Source organism: Pseudochelatococcus lubricantis (assembly GCF_042432495.1).
Classification (GTDB): Bacteria; Pseudomonadota; Alphaproteobacteria; order Rhizobiales; family Beijerinckiaceae; genus Pseudochelatococcus; species Pseudochelatococcus lubricantis.
This window is the reverse complement of the sequence record NZ_JBHLXC010000006.1, coordinates 299,650-317,713: the sequence shown is the minus strand read 5'-3', so window position 1 is coordinate 317,713 and position 18,064 is coordinate 299,650. Positions and strand designations below refer to the sequence as shown.

11 protein-coding genes are annotated in these 18,064 nt (G+C 67.0%); 3 read left to right on the top strand and 8 right to left on the bottom strand.

The annotated features are described in order from the left end of the window. Positions 1–34: 34 nt before the first annotated feature. Genes ligA through corA form a run of 3 tightly spaced genes read right to left on the bottom strand, consistent with a single transcriptional unit; the run spans position 35 to position 4,936 of the window. Complete coding sequence (gene ligA / locus ACFFJ7_RS12200) at positions 35–2,212, bottom strand: NAD-dependent DNA ligase LigA (RefSeq protein ID WP_377592632.1); 2,178 nt, start codon at positions 2,210–2,212, stop codon at positions 35–37. Between the two features lie 2 nt (positions 2,213–2,214). Next, on the bottom strand, positions 2,215–3,897 hold the full coding sequence (gene recN / locus ACFFJ7_RS12195) for a DNA repair protein RecN (RefSeq protein ID WP_166950825.1): 1,683 nt from the start codon (positions 3,895–3,897) through the stop codon (positions 2,215–2,217). A gap of 49 nt (positions 3,898–3,946) precedes the next feature. After that, positions 3,947–4,936 carry a magnesium/cobalt transporter CorA gene (gene corA / locus ACFFJ7_RS12190; protein WP_166950829.1) on the bottom strand — a complete coding sequence of 330 codons (990 nt, stop codon included), beginning with the start codon at positions 4,934–4,936 and terminating at the stop codon, positions 3,947–3,949. Between the two features lie 342 nt (positions 4,937–5,278). Here corA and ACFFJ7_RS12185 point away from each other — a divergent pair, with 342 nt between their 5' ends. Continuing rightward, a complete protein-coding gene (locus ACFFJ7_RS12185; protein WP_377592629.1) occupies positions 5,279–6,283 on the top strand; it encodes an L-threonylcarbamoyladenylate synthase in 1,005 nt (334 codons plus the stop codon). Between the two features lie 92 nt (positions 6,284–6,375). Here the strand turns inward: ACFFJ7_RS12185 and wrbA are convergent, their stop codons facing one another. Further along, the gene (gene wrbA / locus ACFFJ7_RS12180) at positions 6,376–6,978 is read right to left on the bottom strand and encodes an NAD(P)H:quinone oxidoreductase (protein WP_377592627.1); all 603 of its coding nucleotides are present in this window, start codon (positions 6,976–6,978) and stop codon (positions 6,376–6,378) included. Positions 6,979–7,108: 130 nt separating this feature from the next. Between wrbA and ACFFJ7_RS12175 the strand changes: the two genes are divergently transcribed. After that, positions 7,109–8,056 carry a LysR family transcriptional regulator gene (locus tag ACFFJ7_RS12175; RefSeq protein WP_343042531.1) on the top strand — a complete coding sequence of 316 codons (948 nt, stop codon included), beginning with the start codon at positions 7,109–7,111 and terminating at the stop codon, positions 8,054–8,056. Between the two features lie 203 nt (positions 8,057–8,259). Here ACFFJ7_RS12175 and ACFFJ7_RS12170 read toward each other — a convergent pair whose 3' ends face one another. The 4 genes from ACFFJ7_RS12170 to ACFFJ7_RS12155 all read right to left on the bottom strand — a co-directional run bounded on the left by ACFFJ7_RS12170 (position 8,260) and on the right by ACFFJ7_RS12155 (position 15,965). Further along, positions 8,260–9,540 carry a cell wall hydrolase gene (locus ACFFJ7_RS12170; protein ID WP_377592624.1) on the bottom strand — a complete coding sequence of 427 codons (1,281 nt, stop codon included), beginning with the start codon at positions 9,538–9,540 and terminating at the stop codon, positions 8,260–8,262. 161 nt (positions 9,541–9,701) lie between these two features. Then, on the bottom strand, positions 9,702–12,380 hold the full coding sequence (gene ppdK, locus ACFFJ7_RS12165; protein WP_377592621.1) for a pyruvate, phosphate dikinase: 2,679 nt from the start codon (positions 12,378–12,380) through the stop codon (positions 9,702–9,704). A 456-nt stretch (positions 12,381–12,836) separates the two neighbouring features. Further along, on the bottom strand, positions 12,837–14,981 hold the full coding sequence (glyS, locus tag ACFFJ7_RS12160) for a glycine--tRNA ligase subunit beta (protein WP_377592619.1): 2,145 nt from the start codon (positions 14,979–14,981) through the stop codon (positions 12,837–12,839). Between the two features lie 51 nt (positions 14,982–15,032). Beyond that, the gene (locus tag ACFFJ7_RS12155; protein WP_166950857.1) at positions 15,033–15,965 is read right to left on the bottom strand and encodes a glycine--tRNA ligase subunit alpha; all 933 of its coding nucleotides are present in this window, start codon (positions 15,963–15,965) and stop codon (positions 15,033–15,035) included. 291 nt (positions 15,966–16,256) lie between these two features. Between ACFFJ7_RS12155 and lepA the strand changes: the two genes are divergently transcribed. Further along, a complete protein-coding gene (lepA, locus tag ACFFJ7_RS12150) occupies positions 16,257–18,062 on the top strand; it encodes a translation elongation factor 4 (protein WP_166950860.1) in 1,806 nt (601 codons plus the stop codon). The last annotated feature ends 2 nt before the right edge of the window (positions 18,063–18,064 follow it).

Sequence of the window (18,064 nt, the reverse complement as noted above, 5' to 3'; positions counted from 1 at the left end):
CGGAGGATGGTGAGCCTGTTCCCGGGATGCAAGCTCATGAGGCGATATCGCTCTCCTGCTCCACCGCGCCCTGTGCGCCCGCCTGCACCAGCGCCAGCCATGCGTCCTCGTCGATGGTTTCGATGCCCAGCGCCCGTGCGCGCTCCAGCTTCGATCCCGCCTTCGGGCCGGCGACGACGAGATCGGTCTTCACCGAGACGGAACCCGCGACCTTCGCGCCAAAACGTTCCGCCATGGCCTTCGCCTCCTCGCGCGTCATGCGTTCCAGCGAGCCGGTGAACACCACCGTCTTGCCCGCCACGGGGCTGTCGCTGACCGTCGCCTCCATCGGCTGAGGCGTCACCCGTGCCAGCAGCGCGTCGAGCGTCTCGATGTTGTGCGGTTCGGCGAAGAACTGCACGATGGCGTCCGCCACCACCTCGCCGATGCCGTCGATGGAGGTCAGTTCCGCCCAGGCTTCGTTGTTCAGCGCCTCGGCCGATATCCCCCTGCCGGCGTCGAGGGCGGCCTGCCGGAACGCGGCGAAGCTGCCGTAATGGCGCGCGAGCAGCTTCGCCGTCGTCTCGCCGACATGGCGGATGCCGAGCGCGAAGATGAAGCGGTTAAGTGTCACCGTGCGGCGCGAGTCGATGGCGGCGAAGAGGTTGCGCACGCTCACCTCGCCGAAGCCCTCGTAGTTCTTCAGCTTGCTGACCGGGTTCTGTGAATCGCGCTCCTCCAGGGTGAAGATGTCCTGCGGGCCGTGCACCAGCCCCTTCGCGAAAAACAGCTCGATCTGCTTCTCACCCAGCCCGTCGATGTCGAAGGCGTTGCGCGAGACGAAGTGCTTCAGCCGTTCCACCGCCTGCGCCTCGCAGGTGAGGCCGCCGGTGCAGCGGCGCGCCACGTCCTGCCGGCCCGTGCGCGGATTTGTTTCGCGTACCGCGTGGGCGCCGCATACGGGGCAGACTTCCGGAAACACGAAGGGCGGCGCGTCCGCCGGGCGGCGTTCGGGGACGACACCGATGATCTGCGGGATCACATCGCCCGCGCGCTGGACGATGACGGTATCGCCGATGCGCACGTCCTTGCGCGCGATCTCGTCTTCGTTGTGGAGGGTCGCGTTCGACACGACGACGCCGCCCACCGTCACGGGTTTGAGCTTGGCGACGGGCGTCAGCACGCCGGTGCGTCCCACCTGGATGTCGATGGCGAGCAGTGTCGTGGCCGCTCGCTCGGCCGGGAATTTGTGCGCCAGCGCCCAGCGCGGGCTGCGTGAGACGAAGCCGAGGCGTTCCTGCAGCGCGAGGCTATCGATCTTGTAGACGACGCCGTCGATGTCGTAACCGAGATCGGCGCGCTGTGCCTCGATGATGCGGTAGTGGGCGAGCAGCTCGTCGGCCGACTGGCAGCGCGTCATCAGCGGATTGACCGGCAGGCCCCAGCGCTGGAAAGCGGCGATGACGCCATATTGCGTATCCGCCGGCAGGGCCGTGCGTTCGCCCCACGCATAAGCGAAGAACGCGAGCGGCCGCGCCGCGGTGATCTGCGGATCGAGCTGGCGCAGGGAACCGGCCGCCGCATTGCGCGGATTGGCGAACACCGGCTTGCCGGCCTCCAGCTGGCGGGCGTTGAGGGCGGCGAAATCGGTGTGGCGCATATAGACCTCGCCGCGCACCTCGATAACCTCCGGCACGTCGCCGCCCGCCAGTTGGTGGGGAATGCCCGCCACCGTCAGCGCGTTGGCGGTCACGTCCTCGCCCTCCTCGCCGTCGCCGCGCGTCGCGGCGGTCACCAGCCTGCCGCCCTCGTAGCGCAGGCTGCAGGAAAGGCCGTCTATCTTGGGTTCGGCGGTGAAGACGAGCGGCGTGTCCGCCGGCCAGTCGAGAAAACGGCGCACGCGGGCGACGAACTCGCGCACATCGTCGTCCGAAAAGCCGTTCGACAACGAGAGCATCGGCACCCTGTGGCGCACCTTGGCGAATTTTTCGGACGGCCGCGCGCCAACCTTGACCGACAGGCTCTCGGCGTCGCGCAGCGTCGAAAAGCGCGCTTCGAGCGCATCGTAGCGGCGGCGAAGGGCGTCGTAGTCCGCATCCGAAATGACCGGCGCATCCTCGCTGAAATAGCGCACGTCATGGGCTGCGATTTCCGCGCCCAGCGCCGCATGCTCCCGCTTTGCCTCGCGCGGTGTCAGGACGGCCACGTCGACCGGACGCAGATCGGACGCCATGCTCAGGCTCCCTTCAGCAGGCGGACGGCGGCGGCGCGCGCCTCGCTTGTGATGGTCGCGCCGGCGAGCATGCGCGCGATCTCCTCCTGCCGCTCGTCGTGCGCCAGCGGCGCGACGCGGGTCGCGACACGCTCCTCGCCGTTCGCGCTCCTGTCGCCGACGGCCTGCTTGGCGATCAGCAGATGCGTGAGGGCGCGCGCGGCCACCTGCGGCGCATGCGTCACGGCGATGACCTGCACGCCGCGCGACAGGCGGGCGAGCCGGTGGCCGATGGCATCCGCCACCGCGCCGCCGACGCCGGTATCGATCTCGTCGAACACGAGCGTGGGCGCGGAGCCCCGGTCCGCCAGCACCACCTTGAGCGCCAGCATGAAGCGCGACAGCTCGCCGCCGGAGGCCACTTTCATCATCGCGCCGGGTTTCGTGCCGGGGTTGGTCTGCACCCAGAATTCCACGCGGTCGAAGCCCTCGGCGGTGCGCGCGTTCTCGTCTGTGTCGACGCGGGTGATGAAGCGCGCCCGCTCCAGCTTCAACGGCGGCAGTTCGCCATTGACGGCGGCATCGAGCTTTTCGCCCGCCGCCCGCCGCGCCGCGCTCAGGGAGCCCGCCGCCGCGAGATAGGCCGCCTCCGCCTGCGCCAGTTCCGCCGCAAGGCTCGCGAGCCGCTCCTCCCCCGCGTCGAGCGCCGCAAGGTCGGCCTCGAATTTTTCGCGCAGGGCCGCGAGATCGTCGGCGAGCACGTTGAACTTGCGCGCCGCCGCCCGGATGGCGAACAGGCGCTCTTCCGTCTGCTCCAGCTCACGCGGATCGTACTCGGCGTCGCGCAGCGCCTGTTCGAGCACGTTGCCGGCGATTTCGAGTGCGTTGATGGCTTCGTCTAGCGCCTTCACCGAGGGTTCGATCAGCGCGGGCGCCTGATCCGCCCGCCGCTCCAGCCGCCGGACGGTCGACGCCAGCACCGGCAAGGGCGAGGTGTTGCCGGCGACACTCTCGTATGCCTCCCGCAGCTCGCGCGCCACCTTTTCCGACTGCATCATCACCTGGCGGCGCGCCGCAAGCTGTTCCTCCTCGCCCGGTTCCGGCGCGAGCTGCGCGAGTTCCTCCGCCGCGTGGCGCAGAAAATCCGCCTCGTTGCGTGCGGCCTCCACCCGCGCCGCGTGGTCGGCGAGCGCCCGCTTCAGGCGCTGATAGGCGCCGTAGGCGCCGGCCACCTCGTCCGCCTGCGCCTCCAGGCCCCCCAGCGCGTCGAGAATGGCGCGGTGCGAGGCCGGATCGGTCAGGGCCCGGTCGTCGTGCTGGCCGTGGATTTCAACGAGATGCACGCCGATGCCGCGCAGCGTCTGCACGCTGACGGGCCGGTCGTTGACGAAGGCGCGCGTGCGCCCGTCGGCATATTGGACGCGGCGCAGGATGATCTGCCCGTCGCCGGGGTCGCAGAACTCGTCCGCGGCGCGGCGCGCGGGGTGCTCCGGCGCCACCTCGAAGGAGGCGGTGACCTGCCCCTGCGCCTGCCCGTGGCGAACCAGCGCGCCATCCCCACGCCCGCCGAGCGCCAGCGCGAAGGCATCGAGCAGGATCGACTTGCCCGCCCCCGTCTCGCCGGTGAGCACGGTCAGCCCCTCCTCGAACGCGAGGTCGAGGCGGTCGATCAGGACGATATCGCGAATCGAAAGATGAACCAGCATCGCTCACGCTATCCGGAAAGGATGGGAACAGAGTAGCAACAAATTCTGCCTACAACCAGCCCTTCCACCGGAAAAAAAAGTAGGGCGTGACCGCGGCCATGATCATGACGAAGATAGCGACCGGATAGCCGAACTGCCAGCCGAGTTCCGGCATGTCCTGAAAGTTCATGCCGTAGATGGAAGCGATCAGCGTGGGCGGCATGAACACAACGGACATGACCGAGAACAGCTTGATGATGTTGTTCTGTTCGAGGTTGACGAGGCCGAGCGTCGCATCGAGCAGGAACTGGATCTTGCCGGACTGGAAGGTGGCGTGCTCCTCCAGGGACTGGATGTCGCGCAGGATGGTGCGCAGCTCCTTGCGCAGTTCGCCGCTGCCCCCGCCGCTGCGGTAACTCGCGGACAGGAACAGCAGGGCGCGCTCCAGCGACACCAGGCTCTCGCGGCTCATGGCGATGAAGGTGCCGGCGTGGCCGAGCGCGCGCAGCGTCCGCTGGTGGCCCTTGCCGGCGGCCTTGCTTTTCTCCTCGAACACGGAGCGCGACAGCACGTTGATTTCCTCCGCCGTTGCCTGCAACACCTCGGCGGAACGGTCGATGATGGCGTCGATCAGCCCCTGGAAGATGGCATCCGCCGTGCCGGTCGTGCCGCCCGGCTTCGACGCGCGGAAGGCGAACATCGCAAAGGCGCGCGGCTCGTCGTAGCGCACGGTGACGAGCGTATTGCCCTTCAGCACGAACGTGACGCCGGCCATGTCCGGTTCGTCGTCGGCTGAAATGAGCAGTTTCACGGTGATGTAGCGCGCGCCGTTGTCGTGGTACAGCAGCTCGGAGAGTTCGATGTCGTCCATGTCCTCGCGGGTGGGCATCTCGACGCCGAGCGTCTTTTCCACAAGCTCCTCCTCGGCCCGCGTCGGCTCGACGAGGTCGATCCATACGGCATCGGGAGGGATGGGCTCGCCGAAACCGAGCATCTGCCGTTGCAGCCTGACGTTCTGCGGTTGCGCCTCACCGGGAGCGATGCGATAGACGATCAGCATGCGGTATCATCCCCTGATCTGGACATGCGTATGGAACGCGATCCCGGAAAGCGATGCCCGCCCGCCGGGAAATATCGTGCATCAACAAAGAGACAGAGCGGGAAGCAGCAAGAAGTCATCCCGATCCAGCGCGAGAATCCGCCAGCCGCGTCCGCTTGGGGCACACGCTTGGCAACCTCGCGCTGATGCTTTATGCGTAGCGCCTGCCGGCGTCAACGTGAGGGAGCGGACGGGCTGGCATGCGGCCGCGACTTCCGCTATCGCGTTGCCTGTCCGATACTTTTTCACGTGCCCGCCGTTGGGCGCGACGTTTGTGCCCATTTAGGCGCCTGCCCTGCTCCGATGACGGCCCGATCCGACGATTCGTCCACCCTGCTGCTGCCGGCGACCCCGGAAGGTATTGCCCGCGCGGCGGCGTTGCTGCGGGCTGGGCGGCTCGTCGCTTTCCCGACCGAGACTGTCTACGGTCTCGGCGCGGATGCGACTTCCGGCGAGGCCGTCGCCGCCATCTATGCGGCGAAGGAACGGCCGCGCTTCAACCCGCTGATCGCGCATTATCCCGATGTCGCGAGCGCGATGCGCGACGGGCGTTTCAGCGACGCCGCGCGCCGGCTGGCGCAGGCCTTCTGGCCCGGGCCGCTGACGTTGGTGGTGCCGAAGTCCGGCGATTGCCGGATCAGCGATCTCGCTTCCGCCGGGCTCGACAGCGTGGCGCTGCGCGTTCCCTCCCACCCCGTTGCCCGTGCGCTGCTCGCGGCGGCGGGCGTGCCTGTCGCCGCCCCTTCCGCCAACCGGTCGGGGCGCGTCAGCCCCACGTCCGCGGCCCATGTGCTGGGCGATCTCGACGGGCGCATCGCCGCCGTTATTGATGGTGGGGAAACGCAGGTGGGCGTGGAATCGACCATCGTCGCATGCCTCGGAGAGCGGCCGGTGCTGTTGCGCCCGGGCGGCGTGCCGCGAGAGGCCGTTTCCGACGTGCTCGGGTTCGCCGTGGATGAGCCGGCTGTAGGCATTTCCGCAAACGAGGGTGCGCCCGTGGCACCGGGGCAGCTCAGCTCGCACTACGCCCCCCGCGCCGCCGTGCGCATGCATGCAAGCGACGTTATGCCGGGCGAGGCTGCCCTGCTGTTCGGCCCGCCCCTGCCGGGCACGGAGCAGGCCGCCGCCTGTCTCAACCTCAGCGAGCGCGGCGATCTGGCGGAAGCCGCCGCGCGGCTATTCGCGTATCTGCGTGCGCTCGACCGGCCAGGCATCGACAGCATCGCAGTGGCGCCCGTTCCCGATACCGGGCTCGGCGAGGCGATCAACGACCGGCTGAGGCGCGCGGCCGCGCCCAGAACGGCGTGATACTTCCCGCCTGACACTTCACGCATAACGCGCGCCAACGAAAAAGGCCGGTCCGAAGACCGGCCTCCGCAAACAATCGGGCAACTGGCCCGTCAGTTCTTCAGCTTGGCCGCGAGCTTGGCGACATGGGCGCCCTGGAACTTCGCGCCGTCGAGGTCCACCTGCGTGGGCTGGCGGCTGCCGTCGCTCGCCGCAATCGTGGATGCGCCATAGGGCGAGCCGCCGACGATGCCGTCGAGCGTCGTCTGGCCGCCGAAGGAATACGGCAGGCCGGCGATCACGAAACCGTGGTGCAGCAGCGTGGGCAGGAAGGTGAGCAGCGTGGACTCCTGGCCGCCGTGCTGGGTGGCGGAGGAGGTGAACACCGCGCCGACCTTGCCGATGAGGGCGCCCCTGGCCCACAGCCCGCCGGTCTGGTCGATGAAGGCGCGAAGCTGCGAGGCGACCACACCGAAGCGCGTGGGCGCGCCGAAGATGATGGCGTCATAGTCGGCCAGTTCCTCGACGGTGGCGACGGGCGCCTTCTGGTCGAGCTTGAAATGGGCGTTGCGGGCGATTTCTTCCGGCACAGTCTCCGGCACGCGCTTCACCACGACTTCCGCGCCTTCGGACGCGGCGCCTTCGGCGACGGCATAGGCGAGCGTTTCGATGTGGCCGTAGGTCGAATAATAAAGGACAAGGACTTTGGCAGCCATGGGTATCGTTCTCCCATTCGATGTTGGATGGGCAGACAATACCGTTTCGGGGTGACAGCGCGAGCGCTATCTGCGCAGAATGCCGCTTGCATCAATGCAAGCAAGGACGATTCCTGCACAGGAGACCGTTGTGGAACAACCGCGCCAACCTTCCCGCGATTTCGTCGGCCGGATGTCGTGGGACGATTTCAGGCTGGTCCGCGCCATCTGTGAATCCGGCTCGCTGACGGGCGCGGCGGAGGCGCTCGGCGTCAATCATTCCACGGTTTTCCGGCGGCTCGCCAATCTGGAGGCGCTGATCGGCGTGAAGCTGTTCGAGCGCCACCGCTCCGGCTATACGCCCACGCCGCCGGGCGAGGAGATTCTCGCCATCTCGGAACGTTGGGCGGACGATGTCGCGGCGCTGAGCAGGATGCTGATGGGCTGTTCGCATTCGCCCGCCGGCGAGTTGCGCATCACCACCAACGACACCCTGCTGATCCATCTGCTGACACCGCTGTTCGCCGGTTTCCGCAGGGAATATCCGAATATCCAGCTCGAAATCCTGCTGGCGAACCAGCCGCTCAATCTCTCGAAGCGCGATGCGGACATCGCCATCCGCGCCACCGACAATCCGCCGGAAACGCTGGTGGGGCGGCGGCTCAGCACCATGGCGTGGGCCGTGTACGGCCGGCGCGCGGACTTTGGAGACCGCCAGCCCGGCGAGGCGGAACTGGCACAGGCCGACTGGGTTTCGATGAACGATCATTTCGGCGCCATGAAAGCGGTGCGCTATGCGCATGCGATGTCCGCCTCCGGCAAGCCCGTCTACCGCGTCAACAGCGTTCTCGGCCTGGCGGAGGCGGTGGAGGCCGGCATCGGCATAGGCCCGCTGCCCTGTTTCATCGCCGATGCGAAGCCCGCCCTGCGGCGGCTGACCCCGCCAAATCCGGATTTCTCGACAAGCCTGTGGCTCCTCACCCATCCGGACCTGCGCCGGTCGGTGCGGGTACGGGCGTTCCTCGACTACGCGGCATCCGATGTCACACGCCTGCGGCCGTTTCTGGAGGGCGAGGAACGGCAGGTTTCCGCTGCCTAAAGCGTTTTCAAGCAAAGTGGATACCGGTTTGCGTGAAGAAAGCGCGTAATATCAAAAACTTATAGCATTTCGGCGTTTCAATGAAATGTCGAAATGCTATAGAGTGTCTTCCGATCAGATGGAATGCAAGTTGCGGTCAATATAAAACTTGGAGCGCATGGTCTGCTTCCATCAGCACGTCTGGCGCTCTGGTCACGCAGCGTTCAGGTCTGGCCGGGGCGCAGCTTGTAGAAGATGTGGCGGCCGATGACGTCCATCTTCTTGAGCTTGCTTGCCCAGAAGGGGCGCACGTAGTCCGCGTGGTAATGGGTCGCGCCGCCTACCTCGGCGTTGTACATCTGGCCTGCCACGACCCGGTCGGCCACACGCACGGCCACGCTCCAGGAACGCCTGTCGGTGATGCGCAGCGAGCGCCCCTCGCAGGCGAATGAGAACTGGCAGCCTTTGTAACGATGGCGGTTCTGGTAGACGACGCCGCAGACGCTTTTCGGATAAAGGCCGCTTTTCACGCGGTTCAGCACCACCTGCGCCACGGCTGCCTGCCCGGCTTCCGTTTCCCCGCGGGCCTCGAAGTACACGGCCTCTGCCAGGCATTGCGCCTCGCGCTGCGTGTTATCCGCATCGATGAGGTCGGCATAGCGCGGCGGCGTGTCGCTCAGCGGGGTTTCCTCAAGCGGCGCCTTGGTGATGATCGTCGTGCGCGGCGGCGGCGCGGCGGGCCGCTTCGTCAGCAGCCCGACCGCCATCTCGGGCGGCAGCGCCAGCGGCACGGCGGCGATTTCGACCGGCACCGCATCCGCGGGCGCCGGCGTGACGGAAGCGAGCGCCTGCGCGGCCGGTGAAGGTGGCGTCGCGCCATCTCCCAGAAAAATGGTCGTGCCGCCCGCCCGCACATAGGCTGGCGTGGTCCGAGGGGCCACGGCCAGCTGGGTCGCGATGGCCTCTTCCTCCGTCAGCGGCTGGATGCCCCACATGTCCTCGACGGCGGGAATCTCGGTGGAACCTTCCATGAGCAGCGTCGGCGGCAGCAGGCGGATGTCACGCCCGAGCACGGCCTGTGCCTCGGTGGTGCGCGTGCGCGCCGTCTCGTGTCCCTGACGGCTGATGGACGGACTGACGCCCCCGAGCGGATCGCCCTTCCGGCTGCGAATGATCTCCGGCCACGCGCCGGGATAGCGTTTCAGGTCGCCGCGCGGCGCGGCCGTCTGCACTTCGGCATCGCTTTCCTGCACCAGCGGCACCGGCTGGAGAGCGCGGGCCAGATCGGGCGCGGGCAGGCCGATCATGGTGGCGGTGGCGCGCGTATGGCCCGGCACGATGTCCGCCGCCGTGAGCGCCAGTCCCCGGCTGACCCCGGCGAAGCTGATGCCCGAGTTCGCCTCCTGCCCGGCCGTGGCGGTGAAGGAGATCAGCATGCCACCCGCCAGCGCCCAGGGAGCAGCTGTGGCGAAAGCCCAGATCAGTCCGGATTTGCGTCGACGCATTGGCTCGTCACTCAACTCGAAAAGCGATTGTTATGGTTATCGCTTGTCAAGGTTGAGGCTTGGTTAAAGGCGGCCACCGGAAGAGCAACAGGCGCCCCCGCCGTTTGCCGGGCGGAGGCGCCTGTCGTCTGAGTACCAGTCCGGGGCGGATCAGGCGGCGGTCACGCCTGGCTTTCCGCCCTCACCTTCAGCGCGGCCTGCGCGGCGGCGAGACGCGCGATCGGCACGCGGTAGGGCGAGCACGACACGTAATCGATGCCGGTTTCCTCGCAGAAGGCGATGGAGGCCGGATCGCCGCCATGTTCACCGCAGATGCCGAGCTTGATGTTCGGCCGGGTCGCCCTGCCCTTCGCCACTGCATGCGCCACCAGCGCGCCCACGCCCTCGCGGTCGATGGTCACGAACGGGTCCGACGGCAGGATGCCCTTGGCGGTATAGTCGCCGAGGAAGATCGCCGCGTCGTCACGGCTGATGCCGAGCGTCGTCTGCGTCAGGTCGTTGGTGCCGAAGGAGAAGAACTCCGCCGTCTGCGCGATGTCGTCGGCCTTCAGGGCGGCGCGCGGCAGCTCGATCATGGTGCCGACCTGATAGTCGAGCGTCACGCCCGTTTCTTCCGCCACCGCCTTCGCGATCGTATCGATGCGCACCTTGGTGAGGTCGAGTTCGGCCTTTGTCATGACGAGCGGCACCATGACTTCCGGCTTCACCGTCTCGCCCGTCTCCTTCGAGACCTGGGAGGCGGCCTCGAAGATAGCGCGCGCCTGCATCTCGGCGATTTCCGGATAAAGGATCGCGAGGCGCACGCCGCGGAAGCCGAGCATCGGGTTGAACTCGTGCAACGCCTGCGCGCGGCCCTTCAGCTTGTCCGCGGGCACGCCGAGCGATTCCGCGACCTCGGCAATCTCCGCGTCGGTGTGCGGCAGGAACTCGTGCAGTGGCGGGTCGAGCAGGCGGATGGTCACCGGCAGCCCCTGCATGATGGTGAACAGCTCGACGAAGTCCTGCCGCTGGTAGGGCAGCAACTTCGCCAGCGCCGCCCGCCGGCCGGCCTCGTCGTCGGCGAGGATCATCTCGCGCACGGCGATGATGCGCCGGGCGTCGAAGAACATATGCTCGGTGCGGCAGAGGCCGATGCCCTCGGCACCGAAGTTGCGCGCGGTGCGCACGTCGTGCGGCGTCTCGGCGTTGGCGCGCACCTTCATGCGGCGCACGGAATCGGCCCACCCCATCAGCGTGGCGAACTCGCCGGACAGCTCGGGTTCGAGCATCTTGACCTCGCCGGCGATGATCTGGCCCGTGCCGCCGTCGATGGTGAGAATGTCGCCGGCCCGCAGCGTGACGCCGCCGGAGGACAGCGTGCCCGCCGCATAGTCGACGCGCACGGAGCCCGCGCCGGACACGCAGGGCTTGCCCATGCCGCGCGCCACGACCGCCGCATGGGAGGTCATGCCGCCGCGTGTCGTGAGGATGCCTTCGGAGGCATGCATGCCGTGGATGTCTTCCGGCGACGTCTCGACGCGCACCAGGATGACCTTGCGACCGGCCTTCTTCGCCTCCTCAGCCGCCTCGGACGTGAACACGATCGCGCCCGACGCCGCGCCCGGCGAGGCCGGCAGGCCGGTAGCCAGCACCTTGCGGTCGGCCTTGGGATCGATGGTGGGATGCAGGAGCTGGTCGAGCGCGGCGGGCTCGACGCGCGCAACCGCCTCTTCCTGCGTGATCAGGCCTTCGCCGGCGAGATCGACGGCGATCTTCAGCGCGGCCTTGGCCGTGCGCTTGCCATTGCGGGTCTGCAGCATCCACAGCTTGCCGGACTCGATGGTGAATTCGAGGTCCTGCATGTCGCGGTAATGGCTTTCGAGCAGCTTGTAGATGCGAACCAGCTCGGCATAGGCTTCCGGCAGCGCGGTTTCCAGCGAGGGCCGCGTTGAGGCGGAGGCGATGCGCGCCTGCTCGGTGATGTCCTGCGGCGTGCGGATGCCGGCGACGACATCCTCGCCCTGTGCGTTTATGAGGAACTCGCCGTAGAGTTCCTTCTCGCCCGTGGAGGGATTGCGCGTGAACGCGACGCCGGTCGCGGACGTCTCGCCGCGGTTGCCGAACACCATCGCCTGCACGTTGACGGCGGTGCCCCAGCTCGCGGGAATGTCGTGCAACTCGCGGTACTTGATGGCGCGCGCGTTCATCCACGAGCCGAACACGGCGCCGATGGCGCCCCAGAGCTGCTCCTTCGGGTCCTGCGGGAAAGGCTTGCCGGTCTCGCGCTCGACGATCTGCTTGTACTGGCCGACGAGCTGCTGCCAGTCGGCGGCGTCAAGCTCCGTGTCGAGTTCGACGCCCTTGCGCTCCTTGTAGACTTCGAGCACTTCCTCGAAATGGTGGTGGCCGACATTCAGCACGACGTTGCCGTACATATTGATGAAGCGGCGGTAGCTGTCCCATGCGAAGCGCTCATCCCCGGCAGCCGTCGCCACGGCGACGACCGTCTCGTCGTTGAGGCCGAGGTTGAGGACTGTGTCCATCATGCCGGGCATTGAGGCGCGGGCGCCCGAGCGCACGGACACGAGCTGCGGATTGGCGGGATCGCCGAACACCTTGCCGGTCTGGCGCGAGATCCGGGCCAGCGCGCTCTCGACGGCCTGCTCAAGGTCCGGCGGATAGCTTTGGCCGTTCTCGTAATAGTAGGTGCATACATCCGTCGTGATGGTAAAACCGGGGGGAACAGGCAGACCCAGATTCGCCATCTCGGCAAGGTTAGCGCCCTTGCCGCCAAGCAGGTTGCGCATGTTGGAGGCGCCTTCAGCCTGACCGTCACCGAATGTGTAGACCCATTTCGTCATTTGGCGTTCGCCTTTTAGAGCATGATCCCGGATTGCTCCCGCCGACGCGGCGCATCCCCGGAAGGTGATATGCTTCAACATAAAGAACAGAGCATGACGGGCGCCGCTGCCGGCGCCGCGAGGCTCCATCCCGCTTCGAACTGAACAGCCGTGCCGGCCAGGATCGTCGTCCTGTCCGGATCATCCGGCCGCTCCCCTGGCCTGACGGGCCGCCCGCGCCCAACGAACCGCCGTCCGCCAGTGGCGGCCGGTTCATCGGGGGCGTTTCAGCCCGCCAGAAAGCGCTCCCGCATCCGCGAAACCGGAAACGGGCTCGCGAGGCTTGGCGCATTCAAACGAAAAATGCAATGCGACATCGGACAGAATATGACCAAATGACGATACAAAGCTTGTTCCGCACGAAATTATATTGTCCGAAACGTGTCGAACATACCCCCGGCAAAATCGCGCGCTGACTCATCCGCCGATCACACCGAAGTCCGCCACCGTGTGCGTCGCGGCGCGCAGCGCGTCGAGCAGCTTGAGGCGATTCGTGCGCAGCTCGCTGTCCTCGGCGTTGACTGTCACCGCATCGAAGAAGGCGTCGACGGCGGGGCGCAGCTCGGCGAGCGAACGCATGGCCGCCTCGAAGTCCTCGCGTTTGACCGCAGCGTGCGCTTCCTCCCGCGCCAGGCGCAGCGCCTCGACCAGTGTCCGCTCTTCCTCCTGCCCCCTGTCGAGGATCAGCGCGACATCCGCGCCGCCCTCGTAGGTGCGGCCGTCCTTCTTTTCCTCGATGCGCAGGATGTTCGCCGCGCGCCGGTATCCCGCGAGCAGGTTGGCGCCGTCCTCGGTGTCCAGAAAACGCCCCAGCGCCTCGACGCGGCGCACGATGAGCACGAGGTCGTCCTGTCCCGCCAGCGCGAACACCGCCGCGATCAGGTCATGCCGGGCGCCCTTGTCGCGCAGGTAGACGGTGAGCCTGTCGGCGAAGAACGACAGCAGATCGGCGATGAGCGCCGCCTTGTCCGCCTTCACCGGCAGCGCGTCGAAGGCGGCGTCGAGCAGCCGCGACAGCGGCAGGCGAAGGTTGTTGTCCAGCACGAGCCGAATCACGCCCAGCGCCGCGCGCCGCAGCGCGAACGGGTCCTTCGAGCCGGTGGGCTTCTCGTCGATGGCCCAGAAGCCCGCGAGCGTATCGAGCTTGTCGGCGAGCGCCAGCGCCACCGATACCGGTCCCGAGGGCGTCGTGTCGGACGGGCCCTGCGGCTTGTAGTGCTCCTCGACGGCGGTCGCCACCGCCTCGTCCTCGCCCTGCGCGGCCGCATAGTAACGGCCCATCAATCCCTGCAGCTCCGGGAACTCGCCGACCATTTCGGTGACGAGATCCGCCTTGGCGAGCCCGGCTGCCCGCTCCACCTTGCCGGCGTCCGCGCCGACGAGGGGGGCGATGAGGCCGGCGAGCTTCGCTATGCGCCCGATGCGCGCGGCCTGCGTGCCGAGCTTCTCATGAAAGACGATGTTGAGCGCCTTCAGCCGCTCCAGCCGCTGGTCTAGCGGCTTCAGCGCGCTGCCGACGAATTCCGGCAGAGGCTTCTGGTCGGTGTCCCAGAAGAAGCGGGCGTCGGAAAGGCGCGCCCGCACGACGCGCTCGTTGCCCGCCACGATGGCCGCGCCGCCGTCCGACGCCTCGATGTTCGCCACCAGAATGAAGCGGTTTGCGAGCTTTCCCGTCGAAGCCTCTTTAAGAACGAAGCATTTCTGGTTCGCGCGGATCGTGGCGCGGATCACCTCAGGAGGCACCGCGAGATAAGCCTCGTCGAAACGGCCGATCAGCACCACAGGCCATTCCACGAGGCCGGCGACTTCTTCGAGCAGCCCTTCGTCGGGGATGATGTCATATCCCTGCGCGAAGGCGAGCGTGTTGGCGTCCGCCAGGATGCGGCGCTTGCGCTCGTCGAGATCGAGCACGACATGCGCTTTTTCCAGCGCGGCGATGTAGTCGTCGAACCGCCGCACCAGGATCGGCCCCCGCGACAGGAACCGGTGGCCGCGCGTCACGTCGGAGGCGCGCAGGCCGTCGATATCGAAGGGCACTACGTCGGGAATCTCAGTCTCCGGCCCGAAGGTGCACAGGATGGACTGAAGCGGGCGCACCCAGCGCAGGCTGCCGGGCTCACGCGAGGCCTCGCCCCAGCGCATGGACTTCGGCCACGGGAACGCGCGCACCACGGCCGGGATGATCTCAGCCAGCACCGCCGCCGTCTCCCGCCCCTCGCGGTGGATGCGGGCGACGTAGAATTCGCCCTTCTTCGGGTCGGCGACGATGTCCGCCTCGTCGATGGAGTTGAGGCCGGCGCTCTTCAGGAAGCCCTGCACCGCCGCCTCCGGCGCGCCGACGCGCGGTCCCTTGCGCTCCTCGTTCTGGTCCGGCTGGCGCACGGGCAAGCCGATGACCTGCAGCGCGAGGCGGCGCGGCGTGACGTGCGCCTGCGCGCCCTCATAGACGAGGCCCTGCTCCACGAGGGCGTCGGTGACGAGCTTTTTCAGGTCATCGGCCGCCTTGCGTTGCATGCGGGCGGGGATTTCCTCGGAGTGAAGTTCAAGAAGCAGGTCTGGCATCGGTCGTGGCTTTTCTCGTGTCGGGTCGAATGCGGAGGTCGTGGGCGGGCGTCATGCGGCGCCGCCGCCCTCCGTCAGCAGCCACGCCGCGCCGCACGCCTTGGCGAGTTCGCGCACGCGCAGGATGTAGCTCTGGCGCTCCGTCACCGAAATGACGCCGCGTGCATCGAGCAGGTTGAAGGCATGGCCGGCCTTCAGGCACTGGTCGTAGGCGGGCAGCACCATGAGATGGCGCCCGTCCGCCGAGGCGCCCTTTTCCAGCAGCGCCCGGCACTCCTCCTCCGCCTCGCGGAAGCGGCGGAAAAGCGCCTCCGTGTTCGCGTATTCGAAGTTGTAGCGCGAGAACTCCTGCTCGGCCTGCAGGAAGACCTGACGGTACATCACCTTCTCGTCGCCTTCGCGGCCGTTGAAGTTGAGGTCCATGATGCTCTCGACGTTCTGCAGGTAGCACGCGAGGCGTTCCAGCCCGTAGGTCAGTTCGCCCGACACCGGCATGCATTCGATGCCGGCGACCTGCTGGAAGTAGGTGAACTGGCTCACTTCCATCCCGTCGCACCAGCATTCCCAACCGAGCCCCCACGCGCCGAGAGTCGGGTTCTCCCAGTCGTCCTCGACGAAGCGCACGTCGTGCACGCGCATATCGATGCCGATGGCTTCGAGAGAACGCAGGTAGAGTTCCTGCAGGTCCGGCGGATTGGGCTTCAGGATGACCTGGAACTGATAGTAATGCTGAAGCCGGTTGGGGTTTTCGCCATAGCGCCCGTCCTTGGGCCGGCGCGAGGGCTGCACGTAGGCCGCCTTCCACGGCCTCGGCCCCAGCGAGCGCAGCATGGTGCCCGGATGCGAGGTACCCGCGCCCACCTCCATGTCGTAAGGCTGAAGAATCACGCAACCCTCCGCCGCCCAGAAGCGCTGCAGCGTGAGAATCAGCCCCTGAAAGGAACGTGTGGGATGCAGGGGGTCTTTTATATCGGGCGTGGTCATCGCGATCTTTGCCGAACTGGCCCCGGCACTTGCGAGGCGATCTGGAGATGCGACAAACTAGTCCGCGATCGTATCAAGTCAAGGTGCGGAACGAGCTTTCCGCCTCAGCGGATATTTTTCCGGTGATGAAGCCGGTGACGCCGGCCCGTGCTCTCCGGATATCCGTACATGCGATCGCCAGCGCGCGAACCTCGCTTCGGGCTTGCGCCCGCAGGCGTGACGCCCAATAATTCCGTGATAGGCGCGCTGCCCCCACTTGGCGGCGGGCGCGCGGGCTGATATGGCGTTGCCATGACTGCGCACAGCTTTGACAACATCCGCAATTTCTCGATCGTCGCCCACATCGATCATGGCAAGTCGACGCTCGCCGACCGTCTCATCCAGACGACCGGCGCTGTGTCCGAGCGCGAGATGGTCGAGCAGGTGCTCGACAGCATGGACATCGAGCGTGAGCGCGGCATCACCATCAAGGCGCAGACGGTTCGTCTCGAATACAATGCGAAGGACGGCAAGACCTATGTCCTCAACCTGATGGACACGCCCGGCCACGTCGACTTCGCCTACGAGGTGTCGCGTTCGCTCGCCGCCTGCGAGGGCTCGCTGCTGGTCGTGGACGCCTCGCAGGGCGTGGAGGCACAGACGCTCGCCAACGTCTATCAGGCGCTCGACGCCAACCACGAGATCGTGCCCGTTCTCAACAAGATCGACCTGCCCGCCGCCGAGCCCGAGCGCGTCAAGGAGCAGATCGAGGAAGTGATCGGCATCGACGCCTCCGACGCCGTGGAGATTTCGGCCAAGACAGGCCTCAACATCGAGGGCGTTCTGGAGGCCATCGTCACCCGCCTGCCGCCGCCGAAGGGTGACGAGACGGCCCCGCTCAAGGCGCTGCTGGTGGATAGCTGGTACGATGCGTATCTGGGCGTCGTCGTGCTGGTGCGCATCGTCGACGGCGTCATGAAGAAACACCAGACCATCCGCATGATGGGCACCGGCGCTACCTATCAGGTGGAGCGCGTCGGCGTGTTCCGGCCCAAGATGACGCCGGTCGAGGTGCTCGGCCCCGGCGAGGTCGGCTATCTCACAGCCTCGATCAAGGAAGTGGCGGATACCGCCGTCGGCGACACCATCACCGAGGACAGGCGCCCCTGTGCCGAGCCCCTGCCCGGCTTCAAACCCGTGCAGCCGGTGGTGTTCTGCGGCCTGTTCCCCGTGGACGCGGCCGACTTCGAGGACCTGCGCGCGGCGATGGGCAAGCTGCGCCTCAACGACGCCAGCTTCTCCTTCGAGATGGAAACCTCCGCCGCGCTCGGCTTCGGCTTCCGCTGCGGCTTCCTCGGCCTGCTGCACCTCGAAATCATTCAGGAGCGGCTGGAGCGCGAGTTCAACCTCGACCTGATCTCCACCGCGCCCTCGGTCGTGTACCAGCTGAAGCTGCGCGACGGCACGAACATGGACCTGCACAATCCGGCCGACATGCCGGACGTGATGAAGATCGAGGAAATCGCGGAGCCGTGGATCCGGGCGACCATTCTCACGCCCGACGAGTATCTCGGCGCGATCATCAAGCTGTGTCAGGACAGGCGCGGCGAGCAGGTCGATCTCAACTACGTCGGCAAGCGCGCCATGGTGGTCTACGACCTGCCGCTCAACGAAGTGGTATTCGATTTCTACGACCGCCTGAAGTCCGTCTCCAAGGGCTATGCTTCCTTCGACTACCAGATCACCGAGTATCGCACCGGCGATCTCGTGAGGATGTCGATCCTCGTCAACGCGGAGCCGGTCGACGCGCTCTCCATGCTGGTGCACCGCACGCGGGCGGAGGCGCGCGGGCGAGCCATGTGCGAGAAGCTGAAGGAACTCATCCCGCCGCACATGTTCCAGATTCCTGTGCAGGCCGCGATCGGCGGCAAGGTCATTGCGCGCGAGACCATCCGCGCCCTGCGCAAGGACGTGACCGCCAAGTGCTATGGCGGCGACGTCTCGCGCAAGCGCAAGCTGCTCGACAAGCAGAAGGAAGGCAAGAAGCGCATGCGCCAGTTCGGCAAGGTGGAGATTCCGCAGGAGGCCTTCATCGCCGCCCTGAAGATGGATGACTGAGC

What these genes read in the sequence shown, in the direction of transcription:
- corA (WP_166950829.1), bottom strand. Translation starts at nt 4,936, where the DNA reads ATGCTGATCGTCTATCGCATCGCTCCCGGTGAGGCGCAACCGCAGAAC.
- glyS (WP_377592619.1), bottom strand. Translation starts at nt 14,981, where the DNA reads ATGCCAGACCTGCTTCTTGAACTTCACTCCGAGGAAATCCCCGCCCGC.
- ACFFJ7_RS12185 (WP_377592629.1), top strand. Translation starts at nt 5,279, where the DNA reads ATGACGGCCCGATCCGACGATTCGTCCACCCTGCTGCTGCCGGCGACC.
- ACFFJ7_RS12170 (WP_377592624.1), bottom strand. Translation starts at nt 9,540, where the DNA reads ATGCGTCGACGCAAATCCGGACTGATCTGGGCTTTCGCCACAGCTGCT.
- recN (WP_166950825.1), bottom strand. Translation starts at nt 3,897, where the DNA reads ATGCTGGTTCATCTTTCGATTCGCGATATCGTCCTGATCGACCGCCTC.
- ppdK (WP_377592621.1), bottom strand. Translation starts at nt 12,380, where the DNA reads ATGACGAAATGGGTCTACACATTCGGTGACGGTCAGGCTGAAGGCGCC.
- ligA (WP_377592632.1), bottom strand. Translation starts at nt 2,212, where the DNA reads ATGGCGTCCGATCTGCGTCCGGTCGACGTGGCCGTCCTGACACCGCGC.
- wrbA (WP_377592627.1), bottom strand. Translation starts at nt 6,978, where the DNA reads ATGGCTGCCAAAGTCCTTGTCCTTTATTATTCGACCTACGGCCACATC.
- ACFFJ7_RS12155 (WP_166950857.1), bottom strand. Translation starts at nt 15,965, where the DNA reads ATGACCACGCCCGATATAAAAGACCCCCTGCATCCCACACGTTCCTTT.
- lepA (WP_166950860.1), top strand. Translation starts at nt 16,257, where the DNA reads ATGACTGCGCACAGCTTTGACAACATCCGCAATTTCTCGATCGTCGCC.